This is a genomic window from Pseudarthrobacter sp. O4 (genome assembly GCF_050157025.1).
Lineage (GTDB): Bacteria > Actinomycetota > Actinomycetes > Actinomycetales > Micrococcaceae > Arthrobacter.
Genome location: NZ_CP189591.1, coordinates 1,821,686 through 1,837,764, shown reverse-complemented (window position 1 = coordinate 1,837,764; position 16,079 = coordinate 1,821,686). Strand labels below are relative to the sequence as shown.

The window sequence follows — 16,079 nt, the reverse complement described above, 5'->3', positions numbered from 1 at the left end:
GATCTTCCCGGTGCCACCCAGAGGAGTACTGATGAGAGTTGCTGTTACCGGAGGAAGCGGAAAGCTGGGACGGAGCGTTGTCCGTCGGCTGAGCGAGGACGGGCATGAGGTCACCAACCTGGACCGCACCGGTGTGCGGGGACCGGGCTTCACCGAGGTGGACCTGCGTAACTACGGCCAGGTGGTGGACGTGTTCCTGGGTCTGGAGGACCGCCATGCCGGCTTCGACGCCGTCGTGCATCTCGCCGCGATCGCTGCCCCCGGGCTTGCCCCGGACGCCGCCACCTTCGAGAACAACATGCAGGCCACCTACAACGTGTTCCAGGGGGCCCGCCGGGCCGGGATCAAAAAGATTGTGTACGCCTCCAGCGAGACGGTACTGGGACTGCCGTTCGACGTCGACCCTCCCTACATCCCCGTGGACGAGGAATACCCGGCGCGGCCTGAAAGCACGTACTCGCTGGTCAAGCATCTTGAGGAGCAGATGGCCATCCAGCTCACCCGCTGGGACCCGGAACTGAGCATCACAGGCCTGCGGTTCTCCAACGTCATGGACCCGGAAGACTATGAGGAATTTCCTTCCTTCGACGCCGACGCGAATCTGCGCAAGTGGAATCTCTGGGGCTACATTGACGGCCGCGACGGCGCCCAGGCCGTGGCCCGCGCCCTGGAGCATGCCAAGCCGGGCTTCGAGGCGTTCATCATCGCCAACGCGGACACCGTGATGGGCCGCTCGAGTGCCAGCCTCGCCGCGGAGGTGTTCCCCAACGTGACGGTGGTTAAGGATTTGGGCGAGCACGAGACCATGCTCTCGATCGACAAGGCGAAACGGCTGCTGGGCTATGCCCCGGAACACAGCTGGCGGACCTACCACCCGAACCGCACCACCCCCACGGAAGACTGACCCCCACAACCTGAGGAGTTCCATGCAATACCGCACTTTGGGACACAGCGGCGCTGTCGTCTCCAGCTACGCGCTGGGCACCATGACCTTCGGCGCCGAAGCAAGCGAGGAGCACTCCCAGGCCATCCTTGATGACTACCTCGCGGCGGGCGGCAACTTCATCGACACTGCCGATGTCTACAGCGCCGGCACGTCCGAGGAGATTATCGGACGCTGGCTGGCCACGCGGACGGACGCCCGGGACCGGGTGGTGCTGGCCACCAACGGCCGCCTCCCGATGGGCAAGCTCCCCAACGACGTCGGCACCTCCCGCCGGCACCTGGCCCGCGCCCTGGATGACTCGCTGCGCCGGCTGGGCGTCGAGCAGATCGACCTGTACCAGCTGCACGCCTGGGACCCGATCACGCCGCTGGAGGAGACCCTCCGGTTCCTGCACGACGCCGTCAGCAGCGGGAAGATCGCCTACTACGGGTTTTCGAACTTCCTCGGCTGGCAGCTGACCAAGGCGGTCCACGTGGCGAAGGCGCACGGCTGGAGCGCCCCCGTGACGCTGCAGCCGCAGTACAGCCTGCTGGTCCGCGAGATTGAATCCGAGATCGTGCCCGCCTCGCTCGACGCCGGGATCGGCCTGCTGCCCTGGTCGCCGCTGGGCGGAGGCTGGCTCTCCGGCAAGTACAAGCGCGACCAGCCGCCCGCCGGGGCCACGCGGCTGGGCGAAAACCCGGACCGCGGCATGGAGGCGTGGAAGGCCCGTAACGCCGATCCGCGCACCTGGGAAGTCATCGAGGAAGTCGAGGAGATCGCCGGTCGGCACGGCGCGAGCGCCTCACGGGTGGCACTGGCGTGGCTGGTGGACCAGCCTGCCGTGACCGCCGTGATCCTCGGTGCCCGCACCACTGCCCAGCTCGCCGACAACCTTGCGGCAGCGGAGCTCCGGCTCACGGAAGGGGAGATGCTGCGGCTGAACGAGATCAGCCGGCCGCGCGTCGGGGTCTATCCCTACGGGCCGATGGCCCAGGAGCAGCGCAGCCGGAAGCTCGACGGCGGCCGCTGAAAGAGCAACGAGGGGTCACTTAGCGCCTATCCAACTGCCGTGGATGGGCGCGGAGTGACCCCGCGTTGTGGCTCCGGGCGGTTCCGCCGTTCTGCCTGCTGGTGGTAGCTGGACCAGATATCGCCCATTTCCTCGGTGGACTGCTCCACGATCCGGCTCATCGCGGCGTGGGCCGCGTTCGCCTCGCCACGCTGGATGGCGCTGGCCACATCCACATGCAGCTGGAGGGCCTCGTGGTGCGGCAGGTGCGGCATCAGGCCGTGCTCGGTGCGCCCGGTCAGCACTTCAGCCACCAGGTTGTGCAGCTGTGAAAACATGGGGTTCCCGGAGGCTTTGAGCACCGCCGCGTGGAACTCGATGTCCAGCCGGAGGAATTCGTCGTGGTCCCCGCGCTGGCCCGCGGCCCACAGCCGCGCGGCCTGGGAGACGAGGTCGCTGCCGGCGTCCAAGGAGGCGCGCTCGGCCGCGAGCCGGGCAGCCTGCGGTTCGATCGCGCCGCGGAGTTCGTTGAGCGCCTGCAGTTGTTCCAGCCGTTTGGAAGAGGCGAGGCGCCAGCGGATCACCTGCGGATCGTAGGCGTTCCAGGAGTCTTCCGGCTGCACCACAGTGCCCAGCCGCCGTCGTGATTCCAGCATGCCCTTGGAAGACAGCACACGGGTGGCTTCCCGGACCACCGAGCGGGACACTCTGTGCTGCGTCTCTAGCTCGTCCAGGCGCAGGATCGAATGCGGCGCCAGGGTCCCCTCGGCAATCGCGAGCCCCAGGTTCTGGACCAGCACGGAATGCAGGTCAGCTGAGGACTCCGCCTTTGGGGTTTTCATAAATAAATCATACGGGTGAGCGCAAGGGTCTTGTTTAAGTCTGCTTTATTTCTCTATGATCGCTTTCAGAGCAGATGTAAAGATGCATCTGCAGATGGCTGGGCGTTGACCGCCGGCCCTGAAAACCAAGGGAGTCGTAATGAAGCGACGTTCAATCGTCAAGTACGCGGCCGTCGCCGCGGCCTTGTCACTGGGGCTCACCGCCTGCAGTGGCGGCAGTGGCAGCAACGACGCCAAGGCAGCAGGCACCGTCCGGGTCACGCTGGCCAACCACGTCTGGACCGAAGGCATCAAGGCAGCCATCCCGGAATTCGAGAAGTCCAGCGGCCTCAAGGTCGAGCTGACCCAGCTCGGCGAAGACCAGCTCTCCGATCAGTACAACGTCAAGCTCAACGCCGGCAGCGACGAGATCGACGTGATGATGTACCGCCCGCTGCAGGAGGGCAAGGCATTCGCCAAGAACGGCTACCTCGCGGACCTGACGTCCAAGGTGTCCTCGGACTCGACGTGGGACTGGAAGGACTACCAGGAGGGCCCGGTCAAGGCCACCACCGTTGACGGCAAGGTCGTGGGCGTCCCGATCATCACCGAACGCGAAGTGCTCTACTACCGCAAGGACCTGCTGCAGGCCGCCGGCCTTGAGGTTCCCAAGACCATGGAAGAGCTCGAAGCGGCCGCCAAGGCCATCAAGGCTTCCTCACCGGAAACCGCAGGCTTCGTGGCCCGCACCGGCAAGTCCGCCGCGGTCACCCAGTTCTCCAGCTTCCTGTACAGCTTCGGCGGCGACTTCACCGACTCCAGCGGCAAGTCCGCCGTCAACTCCGACGCCGCCAAGAAGGCCTACGCGTTCTACGGCGGCCTGATCCGCAACTACGGCCCCGCCAACGTCAGCACCGACATGAGCTGGCCCGAGGCGATGGCCATCTTCACCCAGGGCAAGGCCGCCTTCTACACCGAGGCCGACTCGCTCTACAAGAACGCCACCGACCCGGCCAAGTCCAAGGTCGCTGACACGGTTGGTTTCGCCGCCCTGCCCGCCGGCCCGGCAGGTTCCAAACCGTACAACATCCCGTCGTGGGGCCTGGCCGTGAACCAGGCTTCGGGCAACCAGGACAACGCCTGGAAGTTCATCCAGTGGGCCACGAGCAAGGAACGCACCCTGGCAGCACAGAAGGCCGGTGTCCCCGGACCCCGCGCCTCCGTCTGGTCTGATGCCGAGGGAACGTCCACTTACCCGAAGGACCTCGCCGAGGCCATTGCCGCCAGCGCCAAGAACGGCGTCGGGCATGACCGTCCCGAGGTTGTCACCGTAGGCAAGGCCCGCGAAATCGTGGGCGGCCCGATCGTTGCCAGCATCACCGGTGCTGACGCGTCCGCCGCTGCTGACACGGCCCACGAGGCGTTCCAGGCGTTCCTGGACACCGAAAAGAAATAGCGCGCCTGGCGCGCTACGCGCCAGCACTCAACAGCCCGCCACTCAACAGCCCGGCGGGACGGCAGCCCTGTTGCCGTCCCGCCGCGGCCCGCTCTTCACTTCACCCCCAACTCCTTAGGTGAATCATGTCTGTACTGAATCCTCCCCGCCACGCGCCTGCCCGCAGCGCCGGCCGCCCTCCCGGAGCGCGTGAGAACTTCTCCGCCTGGTCCAACCGGCACCGCAAGTGGCTGTTCGCGGCCCCCGCGATGATCTTCGTCGCGGTCCTGATCGTCTTCCCGCTGGCCTGGACCCTGTACCTGAGCCTCACCGATTCGCAGGGCTCCGTCCGTGCCGCTTCAGAGTTCGTCGGCCTGCAGAACTACGCCACGGTCCTTTCCGACGCGGAACGCTTCTGGCCCGCCGTCGGCCGCACGCTGTCCTTCACCGGCGTCGCGCTGGTCTGCGAAGTCGTGCTCGGCATGTGCATCGCGCTGCTGCTGTGGCGCCCCTTCCGCGGCGAAAAGTGGGTCCGCGTGGCCATCCTGCTGCCGCTGGTCGCCACCCCCGTGGCCGTCGGCATGATGTGGCGGCTGATATTCGATCCCAACATCGGCTTTGCCAACCAGCTGCTCGGAATGATCGGCATCCCGGCCCAGCCCTGGCTCTCCGGCCAGGACACGGCCCTCGGCACCACGATCTTCATGGACGTCTGGCAGTGGACCCCGATGGTGGTGCTGATCCTGCTTGCCGGACTGACCTCCCTCTCCGAGGAACCCGACGAAGCGGCCCGGGTGGACGGCGCCAACGCCTTCCAGCGCTTCTTCTTCATCACGCTGCCCCTCATGATGCCGACCGTGATCGTCGCCATTCTGCTCCGGGGCATCGACGCCCTGAAGACCTTCGACATCCTCTACGCCACCAAGGGCAAGGGCGGCGGGTCGTTCCACGAGGTGGAGACCCTCAACGTCTACGCCTACGGCCTGAGCTTCGACTACAACCAGTACGGGCTGTCCTCCGCGGTGCTGATCCTGTTCTTCATGATCATCATCGGCTCGATGTGGCTGCTGACCATGCGCAAGAAAGCGGTAAGCAAATGACCGTCCTGACCGAAACACACACCGGCTCCGCCGCCGGGACCAAGCGGGCCTCGCGCCGCCGTAAGCCGCTGGCCACCCGCGCCTACAAGCTGTTCCGCGTCCTCGCCCTGGTGGCGGTGGTGCTGTTCCTGATCGCCCCGCTGATCTGGATGCTGCTGGCCTCCTTCAAGACCAACGTGGACATCTACGACACCGGCAAAGCGCTGCTCTTCACGCCCACGGCCGAGAACTACGCGAACGTGCTGCAGCGCAACAACTACTTCATCTTCATCTTCAACAGCTTCTGGGTAGCCTTCGTCTCGACGGTCCTTTCCCTGATTCTGGGCGTCCCGGCGGCCTACGCAATGAGCCGCTTCACCATGCACCGCTCGGCCCTCGTGGTCCTGATGGCCCGCGTCATCCCGGGCGTCTCCCTGCTGGTGCCCTGGTACTACGTGTTCTCCAACCTGAGAATGGTGGGCGGCTTCGAGGTGCTGATCCTCAGTCACATGTTCGTCGCGCTGCCGCTGATCGTCTACATCATGATGAGCTACTTCGATTCGATGCCGCTGGAGCTCGAGGAATCGGCCCAGGTGGACGGGCTCACCCCGATCGGAGCCTTCCGCCGCATCACTCTGCCGCTGTCCGTCGCCGGCATCGCCACCGCCGGCATCCTGTCCTTCATCTTCTCGTGGAACAACTTCATGTTCGCCCTGGTGCTCTCCGGCTCCAAGACCAAGACCCTGCCGGTCGCGATCTTCGACTTCGTCTCCTACGCCAGCATCGACTGGGGCGGACTGATGGCGGCCGCCACCGTGGTCACCATCCCGATCATGATCATTGCGCTCTTCACGCAGAAGTACATCGTCTCCGGCATGACCGCCGGCGCGACCAAGGGCTAGGCCACACGAATGACACTCATCAGCAGGATCGAAACCTTCCTCGTCGCGCCGCGGTGGCTCTTTGTCCGCATCGAGACGGACAGCGGGATCGCCGGCTGGGGCGAGGCGAGCTGCGAGGGCCGCAGCGAAACGGTGCGCACCGCGGTCGGCCAGCTCTCCGAGCTGCTGATCGGCAACGACGCGCTCCGGATCGAGGACCACTGGCAGGTGATGACCAAGGGCTCCTTCTACCGCGGCGGCCCCATCCTCGCCAGCGCCGTCTCCGGCCTGGACCAGGCCCTCTGGGACATCGCGGGCAAGCACTTCAACACCCCCGTGCACCAGCTCCTGGGCGGCCACGTCCGGGACCGGATCCGGATGTACGGCTGGGTGGGCGGCGACGAACCCAACGAGGTGGCCGACCAGATCAGCGCGCAGCTGGAGGTCGGGCTCACCGCCGTCAAGATGAACGCCAGCGGCCGGATGAGCCCCATCGCCTCCGTGGCGGAGCTCGACGGCGTCGTCCGCCGGGTGGCTGCCGCCCGGGAGGTCCTCGGGGACCACCGGGACGTTGCGGTGGACTTCCACGGCCGCTTCAGCCTCGCCAACGCCCGGCGCGTGGCGCCGCTGCTGGAACCGTACCGGCCCTTCTTCCTCGAAGAGCCCATGGTTCCGGAGAACACGCACCTGCTGCGCGAGTTCACCTCGTCGACGACGACGCCGGTCTCCACCGGCGAGCGGCTCTACAGCCGGCAGGAATTCCTGCCCGCGCTGCAGGCCGGCATCGCCGTCGCCCAGCCGGATCTCTCCCACGCCGGCGGCATCACCGAGGTACGCAAGATCGCCTCGCTGGCCGAAATTTACGAGGTTCAGCTCGCCCCGCACTGCCCGCTGGGTCCGCTGGCGCTGGCCGCCTGCCTGCAGGTGGGCTTCGCGACGCCCAACTTCCTGATCCAGGAACAGAGCATCGGCATCCACTACAACCAGGGCGCCGAGGTCCTGGACTACGTGGTGGACAAGTCCCCGCTGAAGTTCGTGGACGGGCACATCGAACGGCTCACCGGCCCGGGTCTGGGCATCGAGATCGACGAGGCCGTGGTCCGGGCCGCGGACAAACGCGGGCATGCCTGGCGCGGTCCGGTCTGGCGCCACCCCGACGGGGCCTTCGCGGAATGGTGACGGCCGGGATCACGGGCACTGAGACGGACACCACAATGAAGGAGCAGCCCAACATGCAGAACACCGTGACCCCCGGCATCCTGCTGGCCGGTATCCAGGAGACCCGGCTCGTGGCGATCGTCCGCGGCACGGATGGCCCCGCCGCCGCCCGCGCCGCCCTCGCCGCGATGGAGGAGGGCTTCCGCATTGTCGAGATCGCTTTGACGACGCCGGGCGCCCTCGCGGCGATCCGCGAGGTCCGCGCGCAGGCCCCCGCCGGCTGTTTCGTCGGCGCGGGAACGGTCCTGACGGCCCAGGACGTGGACCACGTCGCCGAGGCCGGCGGGCAGTTCATGGTGACTCCGTCACTGGCGCAGTCCATCGACGAATCGGCGCGCCTGGGCATTCCGGTGCTGGCCGGGGCGCTGACCCCGAGCGAGGCCTACGAGGCCATGAACCGGGGCGCCACCGCGGTCAAGCTCTTCCCGGCCTCCATCGGCGGCCCGGGTTATCTCAGGGCGCTGCGGGATCCCTTTCCCGGCATCCCCTTCATCGCGGTGGGCGGCGTGGGGCTGGACGAGGCGACGGCCTACTGGGAAGCCGGAGCCATCGCCGTCGGTCTCGGCGGGCCGCTGTTCGGCGACGCAGGTTCGGGCGGTGAGCTGGCCGCGATGCGGGAGCGGGCCCGAGGCTTCGTGGCCCTGGCCGCGGACTACGACCGCCGGATGGCCGGGGCGAGCCTGCGGTGACGAACCCTGCTGACCCAGCGTCTGTCCCGCAGGCCATTGACCTTCTAACCCTCGGCGAATCCATGGTCTCGCTGCGCTCGGCCGGTCCGTTGTCCGCCGGCGGCGGCCTGACCATGCACGTGGCGGGGGCGGAATCGAATGTGGCCGTCGGCGTCGCCCGGCTCGGCCACCGGGTCAGCTGGGCCGGCGTGCTGGGCGCCGACCCGCACGGCCAGTTCATCCTGCGCCAGCTCCGCTCCGAAGGCATCGAAGTGCAACACCGCGAGGACACCACCCGCAGCACCGGGGTGATGTTCCTTGAACAGCGCACGGCCGATGTCACACGCGCCTTCTACTACCGCGCAGGTTCCGCCGGATCCACGCTGGGCTGGGAGGACGTGGACCGTGCCCTCACAGCGGGTCCCCGGGTCCTGCACCTGACCGGCATCACCGCGGCGCTGAGTCCCGAGGCGCGGAAGGCCGTGGAATACGCGGCCGAGCGCGCCGCCGGCGAAGGCATGCTGGTCTCGCTCGACGTCAACTACCGCAGCAAGCTCTGGTCCCGGGAGGAGGCCCGCGCCGTTCTCACTCCGCTGGCGCGGCACGCCAGCATCCTGGTCGCCTCCGACGACGAACTCGGGCTGGTAGCCTCGGCGCCGGACGGCGCCCGGGACCCTGACGCCGGCGAAACGGCGATGGCTGCCGAACTTCTGGACCGCGGCGTCAGCGAGGTTGTGGTCAAGCGCGGCGCCGCTGGCGCCGGCGTCCACACCGCCGACGGGCGCTGGGAAACGCCCGCCGTGCCCGTGACCAGCATCGATACCGTGGGGGCCGGGGATGCCTTCACCGCCGGCTACCTTTCCGCCCTGCTCGACGGCGCGGATGTTGCCGGGCGCCTGCAGCGCGGCGCCCTTGCGGGAGCCTTCGCTGTCAGCACCGCCGGGGATTGGGAGGGCCTGCCCCGGAGGGACGAGCTGGCCCTGCTCGGAACGACGCCGGGCGGAACCACCCAGCGCTAGAGACCACCACTGCACCCAACCATCCGCCATCCACCCTAATTAAGACCAACACAGAAAGCCTGGACCAGCTGTGAAAATTATTGCCGCGGAAGTCTTCGTGACCAGCCCGTCCCGTAACTTCGTCACCCTGCGCATCACCACCGAGGACGGTGTCACCGGGATCGGGGATGCGACCCTGAACGGCCGGGAGCTGGCCGTGGCCGCGTATCTGAAGGAGCATGTCGCGCAGCTGCTGATCGGGAAGGACCCGCACCGGATCGAGGACACCTGGCAGTTCCTCTACCGGTCCTCCTACTGGCGCCGGGGCCCGGTCACGATGGCCGCGATTGCCGCGGTGGACATGGCGTTGTGGGACATCAAGGGCAAGGTCGCGGGGATGCCGGTGTACCAGCTGCTGGGCGGGGCGTCCCGGAACGGGCTGCGCGCCTACGGCCACGCCTCGGGGGCGGATCTGCCCTCGCTGTTCGATTCGGTCCGGGAGCACCTGGAGCTGGGCTACAAGTCGGTCCGGATCCAGACCGCGGTGCCGGGGATCAAGGCCGTCTACGGGGTCGCGGCGCAGGCGCAGGCCTCGGGGGAGCGCTACGACTACGAGCCGGCCGGCCGGGGCGCGTTCCCGGTGGAGGAGGACTGGGACACCCGGGCGTACCTGCGGCACCTGCCCTCGGTGTTTGAGGCGGTCCGGAACGAGTTCGGCCCGGAGCTGCCGCTGTTGCACGACGGGCACCACCGGATGACCCCGATCCAGGCCGCGAAGCTGGGCAAGGCCCTCGAGCCCTATGACCTGTTCTGGCTGGAGGACTGCACGCCGGCGGAGAACCAGGAGGCGCTGCGCCTGGTCCGCCAGCACACCACGACGCCGCTGGCGATCGGGGAGATCTTCAACACCGTGTTCGACTACCAGACCCTGATCAAGGAACAGCTGATCGACTACGTCCGGGCCGCGTCGACGCACTTCGGCGGGATCTCGCCGCTGAAGAAGGTGATGGACTTCGCCGCGCAGTACCAGATCAAGTCCGGCTTCCACGGGCCCACGGACATCTCCCCGGTGGGCTTCGCCGCGCAGCTGCACGTCGGCCTGGCGATCCACAACTACGGGATCCAGGAGTACATGCAGCACTCGGACGCCACCAACGAGGTCTTCGAGCAGTCCATGACCTTCGTCGACGGCTACCTGCACCCGGGGGAGGCGCCCGGCATCGGCGTCGAGTTCAACGAGCAAGCCGCCGCGGCCTACCCCTACCAGCAGGCCTACCTGCCCTACAACCGCCTCGTCGACGGAACGGTCCACGACTGGTAACCGTCCCCTGAAACGCCAAAAAGGTCCCGGGTGGCGAGTCGATGCTCTGCCGCCCGGGACCTGGCTCTTTTGAGGCCGCTCTCAGCGCCCCGTTTTCAGGTGGCTCAGTGAACGAGTTCCTGGGTCATGCCGAAGGGGACCTGGTCTGAGAGCGCGGCGGTGTAGTGGCCGGGCCTGTGCCGCGTGAGCAGGATGCCGTGCGTGCCCGTGATCATGGCGAGCTGCTGCAGTCCCTGCTCAGCCTCGTTGAGCCGTTCGTCCAGGACATGCCGGTTGTCGACTTGGATCTCAATGGACTGGGTAATGGTGGTCATCGCACTGTCTTTCGTGGAGTACTTCTAGTCGGCCCCCATGGTTCCAGGAACACTAACGTCATATTTATTGACGCGTCAAATCACCACGCGGTGTCAGAACAGAGCCTGCGCGGACCAAGAATCCGGTTGACCTGCAGCTCCATTGCGGCCCGGGTCCCGATCGTGAGGCTGCTCACCCGGGGTCACTCGGGGCAGGGCGAGAGATGCTCGTGGACACAAACGATGCTGTGCCTCGACGACGTTGTTCCCCATCTAGCTCATCATTCGGTAAGACACGGCAGGGGCAGGATTTAGGTCAGGATTGTGAAGCTTCCCGCCGGGTAGCGGACCCCGTTGATCTGCAGTTCCAGTACATGGTTCCCGGCGTGGTGGACCCGGGTGGTCATCTGGCGGAACGCGTGGCGCTTCGAGAATTTCCTGCACTCGCCGGGTCCGAGGACCGGTGTTGCAAGCTTGAACACCTTCTCCGCGAGGGTGCCGTTCGCCTTTCTGAAATGCACGACGTAATCCAGCGCCAGCCGGGTCTCCGCGGGGCCGGTGTTCGTGATCTCAAACTCAAAACCCAGCTCGCCGGGCAGTTCGACGGCGGTGCGGTCCAGCCGGGCCGGGGTCACCGCGAGCGACGCCGGCGCGAATCCCAGCAGGGCAAGAGCGCCGGGATGGGCATTCTTGAGCAGGGTGCGCAGGCCGTGCCGGACCACCCGCGGCGTGTTGGCGTCCGGCGCGCCCAGCCAGGCGGCCGCGGTGGCCACCACGCGATCCGGAGCGTGGCGGGCCAAATCGTTGAGGTGGTTGGAGACCGAGCGCCGGACGTCCTCCTGCGGGTCCCGGTACAGGGCGTCAAGAATGGGCAGGGTGGCGGCGGCCCGGGCGGAGATTTCAGGAACGCGGACCGCCCACGGCAGGTAGGGCCGGGTTCCTTCGCTGGCGAGACGGCGGACGTGCCAGTCCGGATGGGACGTCCAGCCCTGGACCACGGCCAGCGCCCGGTCCAGGTCGGCGGCGAGGAGCCGACGGATCGCGAATTCCGCGGTGAGCCGCGGCGTCAGTTCGGCGAGCAGCCGGAGGCAGTCCTCGAAGTCGCCCGGCGTCCCGGAACACAGGGCGCGCGTGACCGCCGCCTCGGTGACGGGCCAGATCATCCAGCCGGTGAACTCCGTATGTTCCGCGGCGCGGCGGAAGGTGGCGGCCGCCGTCGCATAGTCCTGCGGAAGATCCGCCAGGAGGGCGAGGCTGACGACGTCGGTCCGTTCCCTCAGGCTCAGCCCGTCCAGCCGCCCGGCGGCCTCGGCCAGTTGTGGCCAGCCGCCTACCGGTGACGCCGCGGTGAGTACGCGCCGGAGCGAGCCGACGACAGCCGGATTGATCAGTTCATTCATGACACCCATGGCTTCAGGCTACTGGGAGGATGTCCGGCGGACCGGCGCCGCACAATCCGCGGAACCGCGATAATCTTCAGCAGGGAACGTCTTCACACATCGCAGAGGCGGACAACGGAACATGACCGAGGAACAATCGGGGAAGTCGCCGGGCCGGTGGCGGGTTTTCCACGACAAGTTCATCGTGGAGGAACGCTTCATGAGCGAGCCTGCACGGAGGAATCTCTACCGGACCGCCGTCGGCTTCATGATCGTCGGTTCCGTGCTGTTCGTCGTCCTCCTGGCCGGCGTGCTCCAGAACGGCGGACTCAGCTCCATGGACGAACCCGTGCGGTCCTGGCTGCTGACCCTGCGCTCCGAGCCGCTGACGACGATCATGATCATCCTTGCGATCGTCTTCGGTCCGATTGGCCTGCCGATCATCATTCTGGTGGTGACCGTGGCCTGGGGACTGCTGGCCAAGCACGCCTGGCGGCCGCTGCTGCTCGCAGGTGCGATGCTGACCGGTGTGATCCTGGCGCAACTCATAGGCCAGACGGTAGGCCGGCAGCGTCCTCCGGTGGACCTGATGCTCTTCGGTGCCGACTCCACCTTCTCCTTCCCTTCCGGGCATGTCCTCGGGGCCTGCGACTTCCTGCTTGTCACCACATTTCTCATCTTCTCCCGGCGGCAGAACCCCAAGGCCGCCGTCGCCGGTTTTGTGGTCGCCGGGATCGGGATCTTCTTTGCGTCCGTCAGCCGGCTCTATCTGGGCTACCACTGGACCACCGACGCGCTGGCCTCGCTGTCCATGTCTTTTGTGGTGCTGGGGGCAGTGATTGCCCTGGACACCTGGCGTACCGCCCGGATCACCGGCGAACGCGTCACCGGAACCCTCTCGAAGGCCGACCCCGGCCCGGACTAGCGGTCCTTGCCCGGGCGGCGTAGGCGGTGCCACAGTGGGCCATGGCCACCGAAGATGACGTCCGCAGTGCGGCCCTGGCCCTGCCAGGCGTGACGGAGCGGCTGAGCTGGGGCAGGCCCGCCTGGTTCGCCGCCACCCTCATGGCCCGGATCTGGGAAGACGGCGTGCTCACGGTCAAGACGGAGGAGCGTGAGGCACTCGCCGGAACGCACCCGGAAACCTTTTTCTGGACCCCGCACCATGACCGTTCGCCGCAACTTGTCCTTGTCCGGTTGGACAGGATCGACCTCGGGGAACTGGGTGAACTCCTGGACGAGTCCCACCGCCTCGCCGGCGGCCGACGGCGGTAACCGGCGCCGCGAGGGCCGGATCAGGACGCTTATCCCGGATGTGTCGTGGTGCTTGCTGGCGGCGTCGCGCGTGCTGGCGGCCAGGACTAAAATCCAATCAACTGTCTGAAACTACACAAGGGACTCCGCCGATGAACGCTTCCGCCAGGGCCCTGGCCACGCTCCTTCCACCCCGTTTCACCCTGGGGGTTGCAACTTCCGCGTTCCAGATCGAGGGCGCACTGGACGAGGACGGGCGGGGTCCCTCGGGCTGGGACGTCTTTGCGGCGAAACCCGGTGCGATCGTGGAGGACCAAAGCCCCGCCGTCTCCTGCGACCACTATCACCGGATGCCGGAGGACGTGGCACTGATGAAGGAACTCGGGATCGACAGCTACCGTTTCTCGCTGTCTTGGTCCCGCATCCAGCCCGGCGGCAGCGGACCGGTTAATCCCGCGGGCCTGGACTTCTATGACCGGCTGATCGACCTGCTGCTGGCGAACGGGATCAGTCCCATGGCCACGCTGTACCACTGGGACACCCCGCTGCCGCTGGATGAGGCCGGCGGCTGGATGAACCGCGACACGGCCTACCGTCTGGGCGAGTTCGCCGCCATAGCCGCCGCAGCCTACGGCGACCGGGTGGTCCGTTGGGTCACCGTCAACGAACCGGCCACCCTCACCACGAACGGCTATGCCCTGGGCGTGCATGCGCCCGGGCAATCGCTCATGCTCAAGGCCCTGCCGAGCGTGCACCACCAGTTGCTGGGCCACGGACTGTCCATGCAGGCGCTCCGCGCGGCAAACGTGACCGGCGAAATCGGCATTGCGAACGTCTATTCCCCGATGGTCCCGGCTTCTGCCAACCCGCTGGACAAGGTCAGCACCGGACTCATGGATATTGCCCAGAACCGGCTGTACGCAGACCCGGTGCTGCTCGGGAAGTACCCGGACCTCATCCGTGCGGCCACCTTTTTCTCCCCGGACTTCAGCCCGTCCAGCGAGGACATGGAGCTCATCTCCCAGCCCTTGGATTTCTACGGACTGAACTACTACATGCCGACGCGCGTGGGGGCCGGACCCGGCGACGGCACTGTGCCTGCGGGCATGGCCGAGGCGATGGGCGACGATCTCAGCGGGACCCCGGGCGCCCCATTCCACATCGCCCCGTTCCACGACACCGAGACCACCGCGTATGGCTGGCCGATCAAACCGGAATACATGTCCGTGGCGCTGGCCGAGATGGCAGAACGCTACCCGACCCTGCCGCCGGTCTATATCACCGAGGGTGGGGCAAGTTTCGAGGATGTGGTGGTCCGCGACGCGGCCGGAAACCGCACGATCATCCCCGACGAGCGGCGGCTGCGGTACTTGGCAGACCACATCGGGACTGCCGTCGAAGCCACCTCGCCGGGTGGTGCTGCGGAGTCGATCGATCTGCGCGGCTACTACGTGTGGTCATTCGTGGACAATTTTGAGTGGTCCGGTGGCTACAAACAGCAGTTCGGTCTCGTGCGCGTCGACATTGACACTCAGGTCCGCACCCCCAAGGCCTCGTTCTACTGGCTCCAGGAGCTGCTCGCGGCCCGGAACAGGGACGCCGCCCCCGAGGTTCCCGAGGCTTTCGGCGCCGGACTTCCGGCGCAGGCTCCCGACGTCGAGCGCCCGCACCCAGTGGGCTAGAGCAGCTTCAGGTCGTGCAGTCCCTTTGCCATGCCGGCGCCGTCGGGAGAGTAGATCCACGGGACGGACGAGTCGGTGTGGTCCCCGGTTTCCGAGTGGCCGCCGGCCAGCACGGCTTCGCCGGTTGACAGTTGCCGGATGCCGATCGCGGCCACACGGTCTCCGTGCTGCCGTGCGAAGTGTGAGTAGATGGCCTCGTCGTGCTGGCCGTTGTCGCCGAAGAGCAGCCAGCGCATGTTCGGGAACTCCTCCGCCAGCAGTTCCAGGTTCCGTCGCTTGTGCTCCTGGCCGCTGCGGAACCAGCGGTCGTTGGTCAGTCCCCAGTCGGTGAGCAGCAGGGCGCCCGGCGGGTACATGTTCCGGGAGATAAAGCGGGCCAGGGTCGGAGCGGCGTTCCACGGACCGGTGGACAGATAGATCACCGGCGCGTTCGGGTGCTCCACCAGGAGCCGGTCCATCAGCACCGCCATGCCGGGCGTCGCCATCCGGGCACGCTCGTTCAGGACGAAGGTGTTCCACAGTGCCAGGAAGGGCCGGGGGAGCGCCGTGACCATGATCGTGTCGTCGATATCCGAGACAATCCCCAGCGCGGTGTCGGGGGAGATGACGAAGACTTTAATGTGCACGGGCTCGGTTCCTTCAGAGCGGAGCTCCGCCGTGTGCCAGCCCGGCTCGAGGGACACCTGTACGACCGTGTCCACGAGCCCGCCGCGGTCCGCGTGCACCCGCGCAGTCACCCCGCCGATCTCGATTTCCACCTCGGTGAACTGGATCGGGACGCTCGTGAACGCTCGCCAGCCGCGGATGTTCTGGTTGCCGTTCTGGGCCGCCTGCTCCGTCCGGCTGCCGGGCGTCGGCTTGCTCGTGAGCACCACCCGGCCGAGTACCCGGACCCAGCTTGTGGAGCCGTAGCCTTGGTAGGCGATGGTCTGCGGAATGAAGTGCCAGCGTCTGGCCGCCTTCAGCCGCAGTCCGGTGACGGTGTCCGAGACCCGATGGGCCAGCCGGAAGGCTTTGTTGCCGGTGACAGGTGGCTGCTGGGGTGTGTGCTGCGACGCCAATTCCATGCCTCCACTCTCCCACAGCGGACCGCCGGCGAACGGCCTGCGTCAG

16 protein-coding genes are annotated in these 16,079 nt (G+C 67.1%); 12 read left to right on the top strand and 4 right to left on the bottom strand.

Annotated features, from left to right (window positions below):
• The first annotated feature begins 31 nt into the window (after window positions 1-31).
• Window positions 32-904 (top strand): NAD-dependent epimerase/dehydratase family protein, encoded by an 873-nt coding sequence (locus ACQCSU_RS08430; RefSeq protein WP_426979289.1) that lies wholly within the window; start codon window positions 32-34, stop codon window positions 902-904.
• Between the two features lie 22 nt (window positions 905-926).
• Window positions 927-1,958, top strand: coding sequence for an aldo/keto reductase (locus tag ACQCSU_RS08425; protein WP_426979288.1), 1,032 nt, complete (start codon window positions 927-929; stop codon window positions 1,956-1,958).
• Between the two features lie 26 nt (window positions 1,959-1,984).
• Here ACQCSU_RS08425 and ACQCSU_RS08420 read toward each other — a convergent pair whose 3' ends face one another.
• Complete coding sequence (locus tag ACQCSU_RS08420) at window positions 1,985-2,779, bottom strand: FadR/GntR family transcriptional regulator (protein WP_426979287.1); 795 nt, start codon at window positions 2,777-2,779, stop codon at window positions 1,985-1,987.
• Between the two features lie 139 nt (window positions 2,780-2,918).
• Here ACQCSU_RS08420 and ACQCSU_RS08415 point away from each other — a divergent pair, with 139 nt between their 5' ends.
• From ACQCSU_RS08415 to manD, 7 genes are all read left to right on the top strand, one after another.
• Window positions 2,919-4,214, top strand: coding sequence for an ABC transporter substrate-binding protein (locus ACQCSU_RS08415; protein WP_426979286.1), 1,296 nt, complete (start codon window positions 2,919-2,921; stop codon window positions 4,212-4,214).
• 125 nt (window positions 4,215-4,339) lie between these two features.
• Window positions 4,340-5,293, top strand: a complete 954-nt coding sequence (locus tag ACQCSU_RS08410; RefSeq protein ID WP_426979285.1) for a carbohydrate ABC transporter permease — start codon at window positions 4,340-4,342, stop codon at window positions 5,291-5,293.
• Window positions 5,290-6,174: a carbohydrate ABC transporter permease gene (locus ACQCSU_RS08405; protein WP_426979284.1), complete on the top strand. Its 885-nt coding sequence runs from the start codon at window positions 5,290-5,292 to the stop codon at window positions 6,172-6,174. Before ACQCSU_RS08410 ends, ACQCSU_RS08405 begins: the two co-directional genes overlap by 4 nt.
• Window positions 6,175-6,183: 9 nt before the next feature.
• A complete protein-coding gene (gene dgoD / locus ACQCSU_RS08400; RefSeq protein ID WP_426979283.1) occupies window positions 6,184-7,332 on the top strand; it encodes a galactonate dehydratase in 1,149 nt (382 codons plus the stop codon).
• Between the two features lie 53 nt (window positions 7,333-7,385).
• Window positions 7,386-8,060 (top strand): bifunctional 4-hydroxy-2-oxoglutarate aldolase/2-dehydro-3-deoxy-phosphogluconate aldolase, encoded by a 675-nt coding sequence (locus tag ACQCSU_RS08395; RefSeq protein ID WP_426979282.1) that lies wholly within the window; start codon window positions 7,386-7,388, stop codon window positions 8,058-8,060.
• Window positions 8,057-9,058, top strand: coding sequence for a sugar kinase (locus ACQCSU_RS08390; protein ID WP_426979281.1), 1,002 nt, complete (start codon window positions 8,057-8,059; stop codon window positions 9,056-9,058). Before ACQCSU_RS08395 ends, ACQCSU_RS08390 begins: the two co-directional genes overlap by 4 nt.
• A gap of 70 nt (window positions 9,059-9,128) precedes the next feature.
• The gene (gene manD, locus ACQCSU_RS08385) at window positions 9,129-10,358 is read left to right on the top strand and encodes a D-mannonate dehydratase ManD (protein WP_426977073.1); all 1,230 of its coding nucleotides are present in this window, start codon (window positions 9,129-9,131) and stop codon (window positions 10,356-10,358) included.
• Between the two features lie 104 nt (window positions 10,359-10,462).
• Here manD and ACQCSU_RS08380 read toward each other — a convergent pair whose 3' ends face one another.
• On the bottom strand, window positions 10,463-10,672 hold the full coding sequence (locus ACQCSU_RS08380) for a hypothetical protein (RefSeq protein ID WP_426979280.1): 210 nt from the start codon (window positions 10,670-10,672) through the stop codon (window positions 10,463-10,465).
• 290 nt (window positions 10,673-10,962) lie between these two features.
• Complete coding sequence (locus ACQCSU_RS08375) at window positions 10,963-12,060, bottom strand: DNA alkylation repair protein (protein WP_426979279.1); 1,098 nt, start codon at window positions 12,058-12,060, stop codon at window positions 10,963-10,965.
• A gap of 112 nt (window positions 12,061-12,172) precedes the next feature.
• Between ACQCSU_RS08375 and ACQCSU_RS08370 the strand changes: the two genes are divergently transcribed.
• The 3 genes from ACQCSU_RS08370 (at window position 12,173) to ACQCSU_RS08360 (ending at window position 14,966) form a co-directional block, all read left to right on the top strand.
• Window positions 12,173-12,955, top strand: coding sequence for a phosphatase PAP2 family protein (locus ACQCSU_RS08370; protein WP_426979278.1), 783 nt, complete (start codon window positions 12,173-12,175; stop codon window positions 12,953-12,955).
• Between the two features lie 41 nt (window positions 12,956-12,996).
• The gene (locus tag ACQCSU_RS08365) at window positions 12,997-13,305 is read left to right on the top strand and encodes an MmcQ/YjbR family DNA-binding protein (protein ID WP_426979277.1); all 309 of its coding nucleotides are present in this window, start codon (window positions 12,997-12,999) and stop codon (window positions 13,303-13,305) included.
• 131 nt (window positions 13,306-13,436) lie between these two features.
• Entirely contained in the window at window positions 13,437-14,966 is a 1,530-nt protein-coding gene (locus ACQCSU_RS08360; protein WP_426979276.1) for a glycoside hydrolase family 1 protein, read from the top strand.
• Here ACQCSU_RS08360 and ACQCSU_RS08355 read toward each other — a convergent pair.
• Window positions 14,963-16,033, bottom strand: a complete 1,071-nt coding sequence (locus ACQCSU_RS08355) for an App1 family protein (protein WP_426979275.1) — start codon at window positions 16,031-16,033, stop codon at window positions 14,963-14,965. The genes ACQCSU_RS08360 and ACQCSU_RS08355 overlap by 4 nt on opposite strands.
• Window positions 16,034-16,079: the final 46 nt, after the last annotated feature.

Bases quoted from the DNA above. Each gene is read 5' to 3' on its own strand.
- ACQCSU_RS08430 (WP_426979289.1), top strand. From the start codon at position 32: ATGAGAGTTGCTGTTACCGGAGGAAGCGGAAAGCTGGGACGGAGCGTT.
- ACQCSU_RS08425 (WP_426979288.1), top strand. From the start codon at position 927: ATGCAATACCGCACTTTGGGACACAGCGGCGCTGTCGTCTCCAGCTAC.
- ACQCSU_RS08420 (WP_426979287.1), bottom strand. From the start codon at position 2,779: ATGAAAACCCCAAAGGCGGAGTCCTCAGCTGACCTGCATTCCGTGCTG.
- ACQCSU_RS08415 (WP_426979286.1), top strand. From the start codon at position 2,919: ATGAAGCGACGTTCAATCGTCAAGTACGCGGCCGTCGCCGCGGCCTTG.
- ACQCSU_RS08410 (WP_426979285.1), top strand. From the start codon at position 4,340: ATGTCTGTACTGAATCCTCCCCGCCACGCGCCTGCCCGCAGCGCCGGC.
- ACQCSU_RS08405 (WP_426979284.1), top strand. From the start codon at position 5,290: ATGACCGTCCTGACCGAAACACACACCGGCTCCGCCGCCGGGACCAAG.
- dgoD (WP_426979283.1), top strand. From the start codon at position 6,184: ATGACACTCATCAGCAGGATCGAAACCTTCCTCGTCGCGCCGCGGTGG.
- ACQCSU_RS08395 (WP_426979282.1), top strand. From the start codon at position 7,386: ATGCAGAACACCGTGACCCCCGGCATCCTGCTGGCCGGTATCCAGGAG.
- ACQCSU_RS08380 (WP_426979280.1), bottom strand. From the start codon at position 10,672: ATGACCACCATTACCCAGTCCATTGAGATCCAAGTCGACAACCGGCAT.
- ACQCSU_RS08375 (WP_426979279.1), bottom strand. From the start codon at position 12,060: ATGGGTGTCATGAATGAACTGATCAATCCGGCTGTCGTCGGCTCGCTC.
- ACQCSU_RS08370 (WP_426979278.1), top strand. From the start codon at position 12,173: ATGACCGAGGAACAATCGGGGAAGTCGCCGGGCCGGTGGCGGGTTTTC.
- ACQCSU_RS08365 (WP_426979277.1), top strand. From the start codon at position 12,997: ATGGCCACCGAAGATGACGTCCGCAGTGCGGCCCTGGCCCTGCCAGGC.
- ACQCSU_RS08360 (WP_426979276.1), top strand. From the start codon at position 13,437: ATGAACGCTTCCGCCAGGGCCCTGGCCACGCTCCTTCCACCCCGTTTC.
- ACQCSU_RS08355 (WP_426979275.1), bottom strand. From the start codon at position 16,033: ATGGAATTGGCGTCGCAGCACACACCCCAGCAGCCACCTGTCACCGGC.